Consider the following 13,746-nt stretch of genomic DNA (forward strand, 5'->3'; position numbering starts at 1 on the left):
CCGGCGTTGAATTTCCGCCGGGCAGACCACATTATTCGAACAACGCATAGCAATCATTTTCAAGGCAAACAATATGTCCGAGCCGCTCGTGCCGCTGAACGAATCCGCTGCGTACCCGATGCTGCCGCTGAGGGACGTGGTCGTCTTCCCGCATATGGTGATCCCGCTCTTCGTTGGGCGACCCAAGTCGATCAAGGCGCTTGAGGCGGCGATGGAAGCCGGGCGCCACATCCTGCTCGTCGCGCAGAAGAATGCGCAGAAAGACGAGCCGGTAATGGCCGATATCTACCCGGTCGGCACGATCGCCACCGTGCTGCAGTTGCTGAAGCTGCCCGACGGCACCGTCAAGGTGCTGGTCGAGGGCGTGCAGCGTGCAACGGTGACGTCGCTGGTCGACGAAGATGGTTACTTCCACGCCGACGCAACCCCGTTCGATGGTGACGACGAGCACGAAGGTCACGAAGTCGAGGCCATGCGCCGCGCGCTGCTGTCGCAGTTCGACCAGTACGTCAAACTGAACAAGAAGATCCCGCCGGAAATCCTGACTTCGCTGTCGGGCATCGAGTCGGCAGGCCGCCTTGCCGATACCGTTGCCGCGCATCTGCCGCTGAAGCTCGAGCAGAAGCAGGCGATTCTGGAAATGCCCGATGTCGGTCGGCGTATGGATCACCTGCTCAAGCAGCTCGAAAACGAGCTCGACATCCTGCAGGTCGAAAAGCGCATCCGTGGCCGCGTGAAGCGCCAGATGGAAAAAAGCCAGCGCGAGTACTACCTCAACGAGCAGGTCAAGGCGATCCAGAAGGAACTGGGCGAGCTCGACGAAAATGCCGATCTGGAAGAGCTGGAAAAGAAAATCAAGCTCGCTGGCATGAGCAAGGAAGGCCGCGAGAAGGCAGAGGCCGAACTCAAGAAGCTGAAGATGATGTCGCCGATGAGCGCTGAAGCGGCGGTCGTTCGCAACTACATCGATACGCTGCTGGGCGTGCCTTGGAAGAAAAAGTCCAAGATCAGCAAGGACCTGGTCGGCGCCGAAGAAGTGCTCGATATCGATCACTTCGGCCTCGAAAAGGTCAAGGAACGCATCGTCGAGTATCTCGCGGTGCAGACGCGCGTCGACAAACTCAAGGCGCCGATCCTGTGCCTGGTTGGCCCGCCCGGCGTTGGCAAGACCTCGCTCGGCGAAAGTATCGCCCGTGCGACCGGTCGCAAGTTCGTCCGGATGGCGCTGGGTGGTGTGCGCGACGAAGCCGAAATTCGCGGCCATCGCCGGACTTACATCGGCTCGATGCCGGGCAAGATCGTCCAGAGCATGACCAAGGTTGGCGTCAAGAATCCGCTGTTCCTGCTCGACGAAGTCGACAAGCTCGGCCAGGATTTCCGTGGCGACCCGTCGTCGGCACTGCTTGAAGTGCTCGACCCGGAACAAAACCACGCGTTCAGCGATCACTATCTTGAGGTTGATTACGACCTGTCGGACGTGATGTTCGTCGCCACAGCCAACACGCTGAACATTCCGCCGGCGCTGCTCGACCGGATGGAGGTGATCCGGCTGTCGGGCTACACCGAAGACGAAAAGGTCAATATCGCGCTGAAGTACCTGGTACCGAAGCAGACCAAGAACAACGGTGTTGCCGACGGCGAGTTGGACATCTCCGAAGCAGCCGTACGCGATATCGTCCGTTATTACACCCGCGAAGCCGGTGTGCGCTCGCTCGACCGCGAGATCGCCAAGATCTGCCGCAAGGTCATCAAGAACCTGATGCTCAAGCCGCAGGCCAAGAAAGTGCTGGTGACGCCGAAAACGCTGGAGAAGTACCTCGGCGTCAAGCGTTACGAGTACGGTGTGGCCGAGCAGCAGAATCAGGTTGGCCAGGTCACCGGTCTGGCATGGACCGAAGTTGGCGGTGAGCTGCTGACGATTGAAGCGGTGACGATGCCGGGCAAGGGCAATATCCTTCGCACTGGTACACTGGGCGACGTGATGAAAGAGTCGATCGAAGCCGCTCGCTCGGTCGTGCGTAGCCGCGCAGAACGTCTTGGTATCGCCGCGGATGCCTTCGAAAAGAAGGATATCCACGTCCACTTGCCCGAGGGCGCCACGCCGAAGGACGGTCCGAGTGCCGGTATTGCCCTGGCAACCGCGCTGGTGTCGGTGCTGACCGATATTCCGGTTCGTTGCGACGTGGCAATGACCGGTGAGATCACGCTGCGTGGCGAAGTATTGCCGATTGGTGGCTTGAAAGAAAAATTGCTGGCCGCACACCGTGGTGGTATCAAGCAGGTGTTGATCCCGGAGGGCAACGTTAAAGACTTGTCTGAAATTCCTGACAATGTAAAACGTGGCCTTGTCATTCACCCTGTGAAATGGTTTGATCAAGTGTTGGGCTTCGCGCTTGAAAGCCAGCCCGTCGTACTTGAGCAAATTGCCGGAAGCACCACAGAAATAGTCAGCCAGAATACCGTTCCGGAAGGGGAACAAACCCATCCGCATCAGACGAAACACTAGTTGACATGCATTTTTGCCGCTTGCTATAACCTCTCTAGCAATCGGCCCGCCGGATCTAACCAACCAGAATGAAAGGGGACGTAAGTGAATAAATCTGAACTGATCGACGCTATCGCTGAATCTGCAGGCCTGTCGAAGGCTGCAGCTGGCAAGTCGCTCGACGCAGCGATCGAAGCTATTTCCAAGGCGCTGCAAGGCGGCGACGAAGTGACGCTGGTCGGCTTCGGCACCTTCTACGTTGCTGAGCGCGAAGCTCGCAGCGGCCGCAATCCGCGCACCGGCGAAACGATCGAAATCGCTGCAGCGAAACAGCCGAAATTTAGGGCTGGCAAATCGCTGAAAGATGCAGTACAATGATGTTCTTTCGTTGCTGCTGATGCAGTAACGAAACGGTTGGGTGGTTAGCTCAGTTGGTTAGAGCACCTGCTTCACACGCAGGGGGTCGGTGGTTCGAATCCACTACTACCCACCAATAAAGCGAAAGTTAGTAATCAGTAAATTCAGCAAAAAATAAACTTGCAAAATTTCTGAAATACGATATAATCGCTTTCTCTTCTGGAGCGGTAGTTCAGTTGGTTAGAATACCGGCCTGTCACGCCGGGGGTCGCGGGTTCGAGTCCCGTCCGCTCCGCCAGATTTGAGCAAAAAGCCAAGCGAAAGCTTGGCTTTTTGCTTTTCTGCCGTTCAATTTCGCCAACACGACGTCCTTCTGGGCATTTGAGACAGCGCGAAGCGGTTCTGGCATTATATTCCGCGAATTCTCGCGGAGTTGCGTATCCATGTTTGATCTTGTCCAGAAAAACAAAACGGCTGTACAGGTCGTGCTTGGTTTGGTGGCGCTGGGGCTGGTAGTCGGCGTCGGTGTTTCCGGCTATAGCGCGATGGAAGGGGGCGACGACTTTTACGCCAAAGTCGGTGGCAGTCGCATCACCGAGCGCGATGTTGCGCAGGCGACCAGCGGCCAGGCAGTGTCCAACGAAATGAAGCCGATGGTGGTCGAACAGCTAGTGCGGCAGAAGCTGCTGCTGCAGGCGGCCGCCAAGCAGAACTTCGTGGCGACCGAAGCCGAGCTGCAGAAGGCGATCATGGCCATTCCGGCTTTCCAGGAAAACGGCCATTTCGACCCCAAGAAGTACGAGAGCTTGCTCGCTGCGCAACAAATGACGGCAGCTCAGTTTGAAGAACGCGTGCGCGACGACATCGCGTTGCGCCAACTGCTGTCGGCCTTCGTTTCCGGCAACTTCCAATCGCAGCGTACGATGGACCGGATGGCCAAACTGCTTGGTGAAAAGCGTTCGGTGTCGGTTGCGCTGCTCAAGCCGGAAGCCTATCTCGCGCAAGTGAACGTGTCCGAGGCCGAGCTCAAGCAATACTACGACCAGCATCAGCAGGAGCTGAAAACGCCGGAAATGGTCAAGCTTGCCTACGTCGTGCTGTCCCAAGCCGATCTTGCCAAGGCGCAAAACGTCAGCGATGCCGACGTGCAGCAATACTTTGACGCGCACAAGGCCGATCTGGGCAAGGAAGAGCGCCGTGCCGCGCACATCCTGATTGCGACGCCCAAGGGTGCAAATGCCGAACAACTGGCCGCCGCCACAGCCAAGGCCGAGTCGGTCTTGAAGGACGTCCGTGCGAATCCGGCCCGGTTTGCCGAACTGGCCAAACAGTTCTCGCAGGATCCGGGCTCGGCCGAGCAGGGCGGTGATCTGGGTTGGTTCGGTCCTGGCGCAATGGTCAAGCCGTTTGACGACGCGGTGTTCAAGCTCGAAAAGGGCCAGCTCAGCGGCGTGGTTCAGAGCGATTTCGGCTTTCATATCATCAAGCTTGAGGACGTGCGCGGCCGTACGCTCGCCGACCTGAAGCCGGAAATCGAGCAAAAGCTCAAGCTGGAGAAAGCGCAAGCGACCTTCCAGAGCCAGCTGGAAAAATTCAACGAAGTCGTTTATCAGCAGGGCAGCAGCCTGCAACCGGCTGCCGACCAGTTCAAGCTGCAGGTCCAGCAAAGCGGTTGGGTGACTCGCCAAGGTGCACAGGATCAGCTGCTGAACAATCCGAAGCTGGCCGAAGCCGTGTTCAGCGATGACGTGCTCAAGGGCAAGCACAATACCGAGGCGATCGAAGTCGCGCCGGGTACGGTGGTGTCGGCGCGGATCGTCGAGCACAAGCCGGCAGCGGTGCCGCCGCTGGCGACGGTCTCGCCCGATCTGCTGGCCAAGCTCAAGCAGGAGAAGGCGCTGAAACTGGCGCAGGAAGACGGTGCGCGCAAGCTGGCTGGGCTGCAGAAGGGCGAATCGGTTGCAGCCGACTGGCAGCCGGGCGGCGAGTTCAGCCGTGGCGAGGCACCGCGTGGTGTCGATCCGCAAACGCTGAACGCGTTGTTCCGTGCTCCGGCTGACAAGCTGCCTGCATTCGTTGGCAATGCGGTGCCGCAGCAAGGTTATGTGCTGTATCGCGTCGAGAAATCGACGCCAGCGCCGAAACTTGATGCGCAACTGCTGCAAAGAATGCGCGAAGGGCTCGGCCAGATGTATGGCCAGGTTGAAATCGCCAGCTACATCGACAGCCTGCGCAAGTCGGCCAAGATCGAATATGGCAAGGCCTTGCAGGCCAAGCCTGCCGAGTAAGTCCGGCAGCCTAGAAAAAACGGCGGGGATTCCCGCCGTTTTTTTATGCCTGCGGTGAACGCCAATGCGGCAAGCGGGATTCCAGTTGTGCGTGGATGCCTTCCTTGGCTTCAGGATGCCGATGCAGATGGGCAAGGCGGTGAGCCAGGTCCGAATTCATTGCGTCGTCGATCGGACGGTGTGCGACCGAGGCGATCAGGCGCTTGGCGGTCAGCAAGGCATGTGGACCGTTCTGCAGCACGGCGGCGATCCAGTTGCTTATCCATTGATCGAGCTCGGCGTCATTGCCGCCGATCTCGTGCACGAGGCCGAGCTGGCGTGCGGTGTCGGCGCCAAACGTTTCGCCGGTCAGCAAGTAGCGGCGCGCGGCGCTGACGCCAATTTGGGTAATGAGGTAGGGGCCGATCATCGCCGGCACCAGACCGGTGCGCACCTCGGGGATGGCAAAGCGGCTATCTCGGTGGGCGACGATCAGATCGCAGCAGGCGATCAGACCGACGCCGACGCCGACGGTCTGGCCATGAACGCGCGCAATGGTCGGCACCGGCATCCGGTCGATCAGTTGCAAGAGCCGGGCGAGTTCGAGCGCTTCGTCGAAATGGTGATCCTGGTCGTGCTCGAGTATTCGCGCCTGCCAGCGCGCATCCTGGCCGGTGCAGAAGTCGCTACCCTTGGCGGTGAGTACAATGGCGCGTAGCCGGGGATTGTGGGATAACGCAGTCAGACAAGCCGTGAGCTCGGCGATGAGGATTTCGTTGACGGTCTGCGTCCCGTCCTCATGCAAGGTCACCGTTGCCACACCGTTGTCGGCAAGTTCGTAGCTCAGCGTGTCACTCATGATCGGCTCGAGATAAGGCTGTTGCTGGCATGCTAACAGCATCCTCCACGGTTTAGCTCACGTCTGTCAGGAAAGCCATCGCGGTTGGGGGGATGAGCGGCGCTGTGCTACATTGCGACGTTTTCCGGGGTGGTCTTCAAGCTCCAGTGCGGCCCAAGCGGCGATATTCGGGATTGCTTATTCAAGTGCGTGTCGTTTTCAAATCCCTGCTGTTGTGGGGTCTGTTGTTTGTCGTACCGGTGCCGGCGCATGCGGTGGCGGTGTCGTTCACGGGTTCGAACGGAACGACGCTGACCGGCGAGTACTTTGCGCCGCCGAATGACGCCCAGCGTGCACCGGCGATGTTGCTGCTGCACGGTTGTGGCGGCTTGTGGAGCCGGCCCGGCGTACTGACGGTACGCCATGCCCGGATGGCCAGCCTGCTGCAGGAGCTGGGCTACGGCGTGCTGTTGCTGGACAGTTTCAGCAACCGGGGATTGCGCGAACAATGCACGCTGGCGGCCAGCGAGCGCAGGGTGAACCTTGCGCAGCGCGTCGAGGATGCGCAGCGCGCGGTCAACTGGCTCAAGTTGCGGCGAGAGATCGATGCCAACCGCGTCGGCGCGCTCGGCTGGTCCAACGGCGCGACGACCCTGCTCAATCTGATCGGCAAGGAAAAACCCGGCATCAAGGTCGCCGTGGCGTTCTACCCGGGGTGCGAACAACTGGCGCGCAGCCGCCGCTATGTGCCGGCGGTGCCGACTCTGATCCTGATCGGCGAAGCCGACGACTGGACACCGGCCGAGGCGTGCCAGCGTCTGGCCGAGAAAGCGGCGGACGATACCTTCCACCTCGTCACCTATCCCGATACCTATCACGACTTCGACGTGCCCGGCAGCGGCGTGCGCGTGCGCAAGGACATCCCTGCCGCGGTCGATCCCAGTTATGGCGCGACGGTCGCGCCGAACCAGACCGCGACCGATGACGCCTATCGCCGGACGTTCAAGTGGATCGGCCGCTGGCTTGATCCCGAACGGCTCAAGCCGAGCCGCAACGACTACAACCCGGTCTTGCGGCTGCAGTAGTTGTCCAGCGCAGCGCACAGCGCAGGCACCGCCTCGAACAGGTCCGCCTGCCAGGCGATGTCGGCCAGCTGCATCATCGGCGCATCCGGGTCGGTGTTGATCGCGACGATCAGCTTGCTGTCGCGCATGCCGGCCACGTGCTGCGCCGCTCCGGAAATTCCCACCGCAATGTAGATCTCGGGCGAAACGATTTGTCCGGTCTGGCCGACCTGCCAGCTGTTCGGCGCAAAGCCGGCATCGACGGCGGCACGCGATGCGGCGAGTGCACCGTTCAGGCATTCGGCGAGCGGCTGCAGCAGCGCCATGAACTGACCGGCCGACCCAAGGGCGCGCCCACCGGCGACGAGGGCGCGGGCGTCCTTGAGCGACAGCCCGCCCTGTGCCTGCCTGTCGAGAACGCGCAATGCCGCGGATGCCGAATCCGGAGGTGGCGACGAAACGGAGATGCTGTCCGGCGCATCACCCGAGAACGGCGCAAATGCCGCCGCGCGCACCGTCATCCATAAACGGGCTTGTGTGCTTCGGACCGTTTCGATCAGGTCGCCGGCATAGATCGCCCGACGCAGCGTATTTGCGGCAAGCAGTTCGATGACGTCGCTGAACGGCTGGGCGCCGTCGAGCGCTGCGGCACGGGGCAGCCAGTCCTTGCCGTGGCTGTCGGCGGCGGCGATCACGCAGCGATAGTTGCGTGCCAGATCGGCGATCCACGCCGACAGCGTCATCAGATTGGCGGGCGGCGCATCGCACTGCAGCCTTCGCGTGGCGCCGAGCAACTGCGTGCCGGACAGGCTGCCGTCGTCGATCACGTCGATCTCGCCGGCCAGCCGCGCCGCCGCGGCGATCAGGCCGGGGACTTCGCCGGGCTGCGCGCCGATGGCGACCACCAGCGCGCGTGATGCAGGCTCGAATGGCGTCGGCCGGGGCTGGCGAGCCGTCACCGCGTGGCCGAGTCCGCCGTGCGCGACCAGCGCCGCGACGCATTCGTCGGCCGAGCCGACGCGGATGCCGGCTGCGCGTGCCGGTGGGTGGGCGACCGACAGCCGCCGACTCTGCGTTTCGACCGTGATGCCCAGCGCCGCCGCTGGCAGCATCTCGATGGTTTTGTGCTTGGCGGCCATCAGCGCCGGCAGCTTGACATAGCGGGGCGTGTTGAGGCGCAGATCGGTGCTGATCACTGCAGGCAATGTCAACTCGACCGTCTCGATGCCACCGTCGACTTCCCGGTCGACCTGCCATGCCGACGGGCCGACGCGGATTGCCGATGCAAAACACGCTTGCGGCCAGTCGAGCAGGCCAGCGCACATTTGTGCAACCTGGTTGGCATCGTCATCGATGGCCTGCTTGCCGAGCAGCAGCAAATCGGCCTGCTCGCTGCGCGCCAGCGCCGTCAGCAGGCGGGCGACTTGCAGCGGTTCGGGCGCTGCCGGGGTGTCGATGCGCAAGGCGCGATCGGCGCCAAGCGCCAGCGCTTGTCGCAGCGTCTCGTCGACGTCGGCCGGGCCGATACTGACCACGACGATTTCGTCGGCGTGGCCGGCCTCTCTAAGCCTGAGCGCTTCTTCCAGCGCGATCGCGTCGAATGGATTCATCGCCATGCGCGCATGGGTGAGATCGACATCGACACCGTCGCTGCTCGGGGAAACGCGGATCGCGGGGTCGACAACCCGTTTGACTGGAACCAGTACCTTGAACATCGTCTTGTCACGGCGTATGCATATGTTGTCCCAATTCTAACGGCTGCGCCGAGGTGCACATGCAATACGGCTTTGAAGACCTGTCGATCGGCCTGTCCGGCGAATACCGCAAAACGGTGACCGAGACCGATGTCGTGCTGTTCGCCGGCCTGTCCGGCGACAACAACCCGATGCACATCGACGAGGAGTTTGCCCGTGAGACTCGCTTCGGCGGCCGCATCATCCACGGCATGCTCACCGCCTCCTTGCTGTCGACGGTGATCGGCACGCGGATGCCCGGACCGGGGGTGATCTATATGTCGCAAAACCTGCGCTTTCTGAAGCCGGTGAAGATCGGCGACACCGTAACCGCGACGGCGACGATCAGCGAGCTGATGCCGGATACGCAGCGCGCACGCTTGAGCACACGGTGCAGCGTGCGCGGCGAAACGGTGCTCGACGGCGAGGCCTTGGTCTGGGTCCCCCTGCGTGGTGATTAACGACGCCGTAAGTGGATTTGGCCCGGTTTGCGGAATGGGTTGCATCCAATCCGGCCGCAGCCGCTTTGGTCTAGAATCGGCGTTTTACACAGGATGACACCATGACCTCGCTTTCCGCCTTCGATTCGCGCCTGACTGATGTTGCCGGCGTGTCCATCATTTCGTCGTCGTCGGTTTATGGCGGCGAAGCCGGGCTGCCGCTGCTGTCGGTGGCAAACGCCCAGGGCAAGGCATTGATCGCACTGCAAGGCGCGCATCTGGTGTCCTTCGTACCGGCCGGCGGCGAGGATCTGCTGTGGTTGTCACCCAAAGCCGTATTTACCGAAGGCAAGGCGATTCGCGGCGGCATTCCGCTGTGCCTGCCGTGGTTTGGTGGCCATCCGGGCGGCAAGCCGGCGCACGGTTTTGCGCGGGTCAGCAACTGGCGGGTCGACGCGGCCGAGCAACTGGCCGACGGCGCGATCCGGGTGGTGCTGGTGCTGGAGCCGAATGCATTGTCGAACACGCTGTGGGGCGACGATTTCCGTGCCGAACTCGCCGTCACCGTCGGTAGCGCACTGACGCTGGCGCTGAGCTTTACCCATCGCGGCGCTGCGCCGGTCACGTTCAGCCAGGCCTTCCATACCTACTTTGCCGTCGGCGATGTGAGGCAGGCCAGGATCGACGGCCTGGACGGCACGACCTTCATCAACACCGTCGGTGGCGCCAATACCCGCCACCCGCAGGCCGGTACCTTGCAGCTTGGCGATGCGACCGACCGCGTTTACGTCAACGTGCCGGCGGAACAGACGATCACGACCGCGAGCCAGACCATACGCATCGTCAGCGATACCCAAAGCGCAGTGATCTGGAATCCGTGGGCCGAGAGCGCGGCGAAGATGGCCGACGTCGGCGATGACTGGGCCGGTTTTGTTTGTGTCGAGCGCGGCGACGTGTTCGACAATGTCGTCGAGCTGGCGCCGGCGGCCACGTACCGGGCGACGATGACGCTGTCGCTGGCCTGATTCGCTCTGGATCAAACAACAACGCCCGGCCAAGCCGGGCGTTGTTGTTTTGTGGTTCAATATCGCTTTGATTTCAGGCCGATTTTGCCGCAATGAAATACCACGATCTGCGCGATTTTTTCTCCCAGCTTGAAACCCTTGGCGAAGCAAAACGGGTTGCCGTACCGGTTTCGCCGAAGCTGGAAATGACCGAAGTCTGCGATCGCACCCTGCGCGCGCAAGGCCCGGCCATCCTGTTCGAGAATGTCCCCGGTTACACGATGCCGGTGCTAGGCAATCTCTTTGGCACGCCGCGCCGCGTGGCGCTCGGCATGGGGGCGCAGGAGGTCAGCGCGCTGCGTGAGATCGGCAAGACGCTGGCCTATCTGAAAGAGCCCGAGCCGCCGAAAGGCTTCCGTGATGCCTGGGACAAGCTGCCGCTACTCAAGCAGGTGCTGAGCATGGCGCCGAAGGAAGTGAAGAAGGGCGTCGTGCAGCAGAACGTGATCGAAGGCTCGGATGTCGATCTGGCGACCATCCCGGTCCAGCATTGCTGGCCCGGCGACGTGGCGCCGCTGATTACCTGGGGGCTGGTGGTCACGCGCGGACCGAGCAAAAAACGCCAGAACCTCGGCATCTACCGCCAGCAGGTCATCGCCAAAAACCAGGTCATCATGCGCTGGCTGGCGCATCGCGGCGGCGCGCTCGATTTCCGCGAGCATGCCAAGCAGCATCCCGGCACACCGTTCCCGATCGCCGTGGTACTCGGCTGCGACCCGGCGACCATCCTTGGCGCGGTGACGCCGGTGCCCGATACCTTGTCCGAATACCAGTTCGCCGGGCTGCTGCGCGGCAGCAAGACCGAGCTGACGCAGTGCATCGGCTCCGATCTGCAGGTGCCGGCGACGGCGGAGATTGTTCTGGAAGGCGCGCTCAAGCCGTGCGAGCCCGGTTTCGAGGGCGTGTCCGAGCATGGCGTGCCGGTCAAGGAAATAGGCGGTTATCTGCACGCGCTCGAAGGCCCGTACGGCGACCACACCGGCTATTACAACGAGCAGGACTGGTTCCCGGTGTTCGAAATCGACCGGATCACCCATCGCGACAATCCGATCTATCACAGCACCTATACCGGCAAGCCGCCGGACGAGCCGGCGATGCTCGGCGTGGCGCTGAACGAAGTTTTCGTGCCGATACTGCAAAAGCAGTTTCCCGAAATCGTCGATTTCTACCTGCCGGCCGAAGGCTGCAGCTACCGGATGGCGATCGTCTCGATCAAGAAACAATATCCGGGCCACGCCAAGCGCGTGCTGTTCGGCGTCTGGTCCTTCCTGCGCCAGTTCATGTACACCAAGTACATCGTCGTCGTTGACGACGATGTCGATACCCGTGACTGGAAAGAGGTGATCTGGGCGATCACCACGCGGATGGACCCGGTGCGCGATACGGTGCTGGTCGAGAATACGCCGATCGACTACCTCGATTTCGCCAGCCCGATTTCGGGCCTCGGCGGCAAGATGGGGCTCGACGCGACCAACAAGTGGCCCGGCGAAACGAATCGCGAATGGGGCAGGGTGATCGAGCGCCAGCCCGATGTCGTTGCCCGAGTCGATGCCATCTGGGCCGATCTGGGACTGTAGGAGGGGTGGGCATGTGGTTTCTGAACGAGCTGGCCGAGCGGCGGATCGCGCAGGCGCGCGACGCCGGCGAATTCGACAATCTGCCCGGCGCCGGCCAGCCGCTGCCCGACGACATCGACCCACTCGTTCCCGAGCATCAGCGCATCGCCTACCGCGTGCTGAAGAACGCCGGTTACCTGCCTCCCGAGCTGGAAATGCACAAGGAGGCGGTTGCGCTGGCCTTGCAGCTGGCCGCCATCGTCGATGATGGGGGCGACGATGCGCAAAAGGCCGTATTGGCCGATCGGCTGGGCCGGCTTAATCTGCTGCTGGCCGAGACCGGATCACGCCAGCTGGTCGTGCCCCTCGACTATGCATCCCGACTGGCCAGGCATCTGGCCCGCCACTGAAAACCGGTTTCAAGGACCACCATGTTTGCTTCGCCATCCCGTGAGTTTCCGTTTACCACGCAGGATTTCGACAAGATCCGCAAGCTGATCTACGACTACGCCGGCATCGCGCTGGCGCCCGGCAAGGAGGACATGGTCTACGGCCGGCTGGCGCGGCGCTTGCGCGCGCTGGGGCTGAACAGCTTCGGCGATTACCTGCACCGGATCGAAGCCGGTGATACGCGCGAGTTCGAGTTGTTCACCAACTCGCTGACGACCAACCTGACATCGTTTTTCCGCGAGGCACACCATTTTCCGGCGCTGATCGACCAGTTGCGTGCACAACGCGAACGTGGTGGCACGCTGCAGCTGTGGTGTTCGGCCAGCAGCACCGGCGAAGAAGCGTGGAGCATGGCGATCAGCGCCTGCGAGGCCTTCGACAGCCTGACGCCGCCGGTGCAGATCGTCGCCACCGACCTTGACACCAATGTGCTCGAAACCGGCCGTACCGGTCTCTACAGCGCCGACGACGTCGAGAAGCTCGATCCGGCGCGGGTGCGGCGTTTCTTCATCCGCCAGCCCGATGGCCGTTATCAGGTCAGGTCCGAGCTGAAGGCCTTGGTGACGTTCCGGCAGCTGAACCTGATCGCGCCGAGCTGGAACGTGCGCGGCCCGTTCGACGCGATCTTCTGCCGCAATGTGATGATCTATTTCGACAAGCCGACGCAGGCGCGCATCCTGCAGCGCTTTGCACCGCTGCTCAAACCCGATGGCCTGCTGTTCGTCGGCCACTCGGAAAACCTGTACCACTCGGCCGAGTTGTTCAAGCTGCGCGGCAAGACGATCTACCAGCTTGCCTGAAGGTGCTGCACTAAGCCGCTACAGGTAGCACATCGCCCGGCCGATCTCGCGCGCCTTGGCGTCGTCGACCAGCAGTCGCAGCAGCTCGAGTGCGAACACCCCGCTGGTGCCGGCGGCGCGTGACGTCGTCACCAGCCCGTCGGTTACGACCGGATAGCTGCTGAGCGTGGCGCCGTGTTCGGTCAGCACCGGTTCGCAGCCGGGGAAGCAGGTCGCCGCCTTGCCATTGAGGATGCCGGCCTGTGCGAGCACGGTCGGCGCGGCGCAGACCGCGGCGACGCGAAGACCGGCGGCCAGATGCGCGCGCAGCCGCTCGGCCAGCGCGGTGCTGGCGGCCAGTGCCTGCGTACCGGGGCCGCCGCCGGGCAATACGATGGCGTCGGCCAGTTCGCCGTCGACCGCTGAAAACGGCAGATCGGCCTGGATGAAGATGCCGTGCGCGCCTTCGACCGTCAGCGTGTCGTCGAGCGCGATCGTCGAAACGAAGACACCGCCGCGACGCAGCACATCGACGATGCTGACGAATTCGACCTCTTCAAAACCCGGAGCAAGGTAGACGTGCGCGGTAGCCATATTGCTTTCCTCAATGTGGGAGCCCGTTCCGGTAGGCGAGCGAGCCAAAGCAGTTTGTCGCCGCCCGAAGCACAGGAAGCTTCATCAAGTCCATGAGGGCGCCCCGAAGGCAGTCCCCT

General features: G+C 62.2%; 12 protein-coding genes and 2 tRNA genes. 11 read left to right on the forward strand and 3 right to left on the reverse strand.

What is annotated here, in order from left to right; translation table 11 throughout:
* Window positions 1-73: 73 nt before the first annotated feature.
* The 5 genes from lon to R0382_RS11910 all read left to right on the forward strand — a co-directional run bounded on the left by lon (window position 74) and on the right by R0382_RS11910 (window position 5,130).
* Entirely contained in the window at window positions 74-2,506 is a 2,433-nt protein-coding gene (gene lon / locus R0382_RS11890; RefSeq protein WP_432719802.1) for an endopeptidase La, read from the forward strand.
* An 84-nt stretch (window positions 2,507-2,590) separates the two neighbouring features.
* Complete coding sequence (locus R0382_RS11895; protein WP_189458638.1) at window positions 2,591-2,863, forward strand: HU family DNA-binding protein; 273 nt, start codon at window positions 2,591-2,593, stop codon at window positions 2,861-2,863.
* Window positions 2,864-2,901: 38 nt separating this feature from the next.
* A tRNA-Val gene (locus R0382_RS11900) sits at window positions 2,902-2,978 on the forward strand.
* Between the two features lie 85 nt (window positions 2,979-3,063).
* Window positions 3,064-3,140 (forward strand) — tRNA-Asp (locus tag R0382_RS11905).
* A 145-nt stretch (window positions 3,141-3,285) separates the two neighbouring features.
* On the forward strand, window positions 3,286-5,130 hold the full coding sequence (locus R0382_RS11910; RefSeq protein ID WP_432719803.1) for a peptidylprolyl isomerase: 1,845 nt from the start codon (window positions 3,286-3,288) through the stop codon (window positions 5,128-5,130).
* A gap of 43 nt (window positions 5,131-5,173) precedes the next feature.
* On the opposite strand, the gene R0382_RS11915 is transcribed toward R0382_RS11910, so the two are convergent.
* Entirely contained in the window at window positions 5,174-5,968 is a 795-nt protein-coding gene (locus R0382_RS11915; protein WP_432719804.1) for an enoyl-CoA hydratase-related protein, read from the reverse strand.
* A gap of 185 nt (window positions 5,969-6,153) precedes the next feature.
* Between R0382_RS11915 and R0382_RS11920 the strand changes: the two genes are divergently transcribed.
* Window positions 6,154-7,032, forward strand: coding sequence for a dienelactone hydrolase family protein (locus tag R0382_RS11920; protein WP_432719805.1), 879 nt, complete (start codon window positions 6,154-6,156; stop codon window positions 7,030-7,032).
* Here R0382_RS11920 and R0382_RS11925 read toward each other — a convergent pair.
* Window positions 7,005-8,726 (reverse strand): FAD-binding protein, encoded by a 1,722-nt coding sequence (locus R0382_RS11925; RefSeq protein ID WP_432719806.1) that lies wholly within the window; start codon window positions 8,724-8,726, stop codon window positions 7,005-7,007. The genes R0382_RS11920 and R0382_RS11925 overlap by 28 nt on opposite strands.
* A 59-nt stretch (window positions 8,727-8,785) precedes the next feature.
* On the opposite strand from R0382_RS11925, the gene R0382_RS11930 reads away from it, so the two are divergent.
* The 5 genes from R0382_RS11930 (at window position 8,786) to R0382_RS11950 (ending at window position 13,054) form a co-directional block, all read left to right on the forward strand.
* The gene (locus tag R0382_RS11930; protein WP_432719807.1) at window positions 8,786-9,205 is read left to right on the forward strand and encodes a MaoC family dehydratase; all 420 of its coding nucleotides are present in this window, start codon (window positions 8,786-8,788) and stop codon (window positions 9,203-9,205) included.
* A gap of 101 nt (window positions 9,206-9,306) precedes the next feature.
* Window positions 9,307-10,209 (forward strand): D-hexose-6-phosphate mutarotase, encoded by a 903-nt coding sequence (locus tag R0382_RS11935; protein ID WP_432719808.1) that lies wholly within the window; start codon window positions 9,307-9,309, stop codon window positions 10,207-10,209.
* Between the two features lie 92 nt (window positions 10,210-10,301).
* Window positions 10,302-11,825 carry a 4-hydroxy-3-polyprenylbenzoate decarboxylase gene (ubiD, locus tag R0382_RS11940; protein WP_432719809.1) on the forward strand — a complete coding sequence of 508 codons (1,524 nt, stop codon included), beginning with the start codon at window positions 10,302-10,304 and terminating at the stop codon, window positions 11,823-11,825.
* A gap of 11 nt (window positions 11,826-11,836) precedes the next feature.
* Entirely contained in the window at window positions 11,837-12,214 is a 378-nt protein-coding gene (locus R0382_RS11945) for a DnaJ family domain-containing protein (protein ID WP_432719810.1), read from the forward strand.
* A 21-nt stretch (window positions 12,215-12,235) separates the two neighbouring features.
* A complete protein-coding gene (locus tag R0382_RS11950) occupies window positions 12,236-13,054 on the forward strand; it encodes a CheR family methyltransferase (protein ID WP_432719811.1) in 819 nt (272 codons plus the stop codon).
* Window positions 13,055-13,072: 18 nt separating this feature from the next.
* On the opposite strand, the gene R0382_RS11955 is transcribed toward R0382_RS11950, so the two are convergent.
* Window positions 13,073-13,627, reverse strand: a complete 555-nt coding sequence (locus R0382_RS11955) for a DJ-1 family glyoxalase III (protein ID WP_432719812.1) — start codon at window positions 13,625-13,627, stop codon at window positions 13,073-13,075.
* Between the last annotated feature and the right edge of the window lie 119 nt (window positions 13,628-13,746).

The sequence above is a fragment of the Jeongeupia wiesaeckerbachi genome (assembly GCF_050916355.1).
GTDB lineage: Bacteria > Pseudomonadota > Gammaproteobacteria > Burkholderiales > Chitinibacteraceae > Jeongeupia > Jeongeupia wiesaeckerbachi.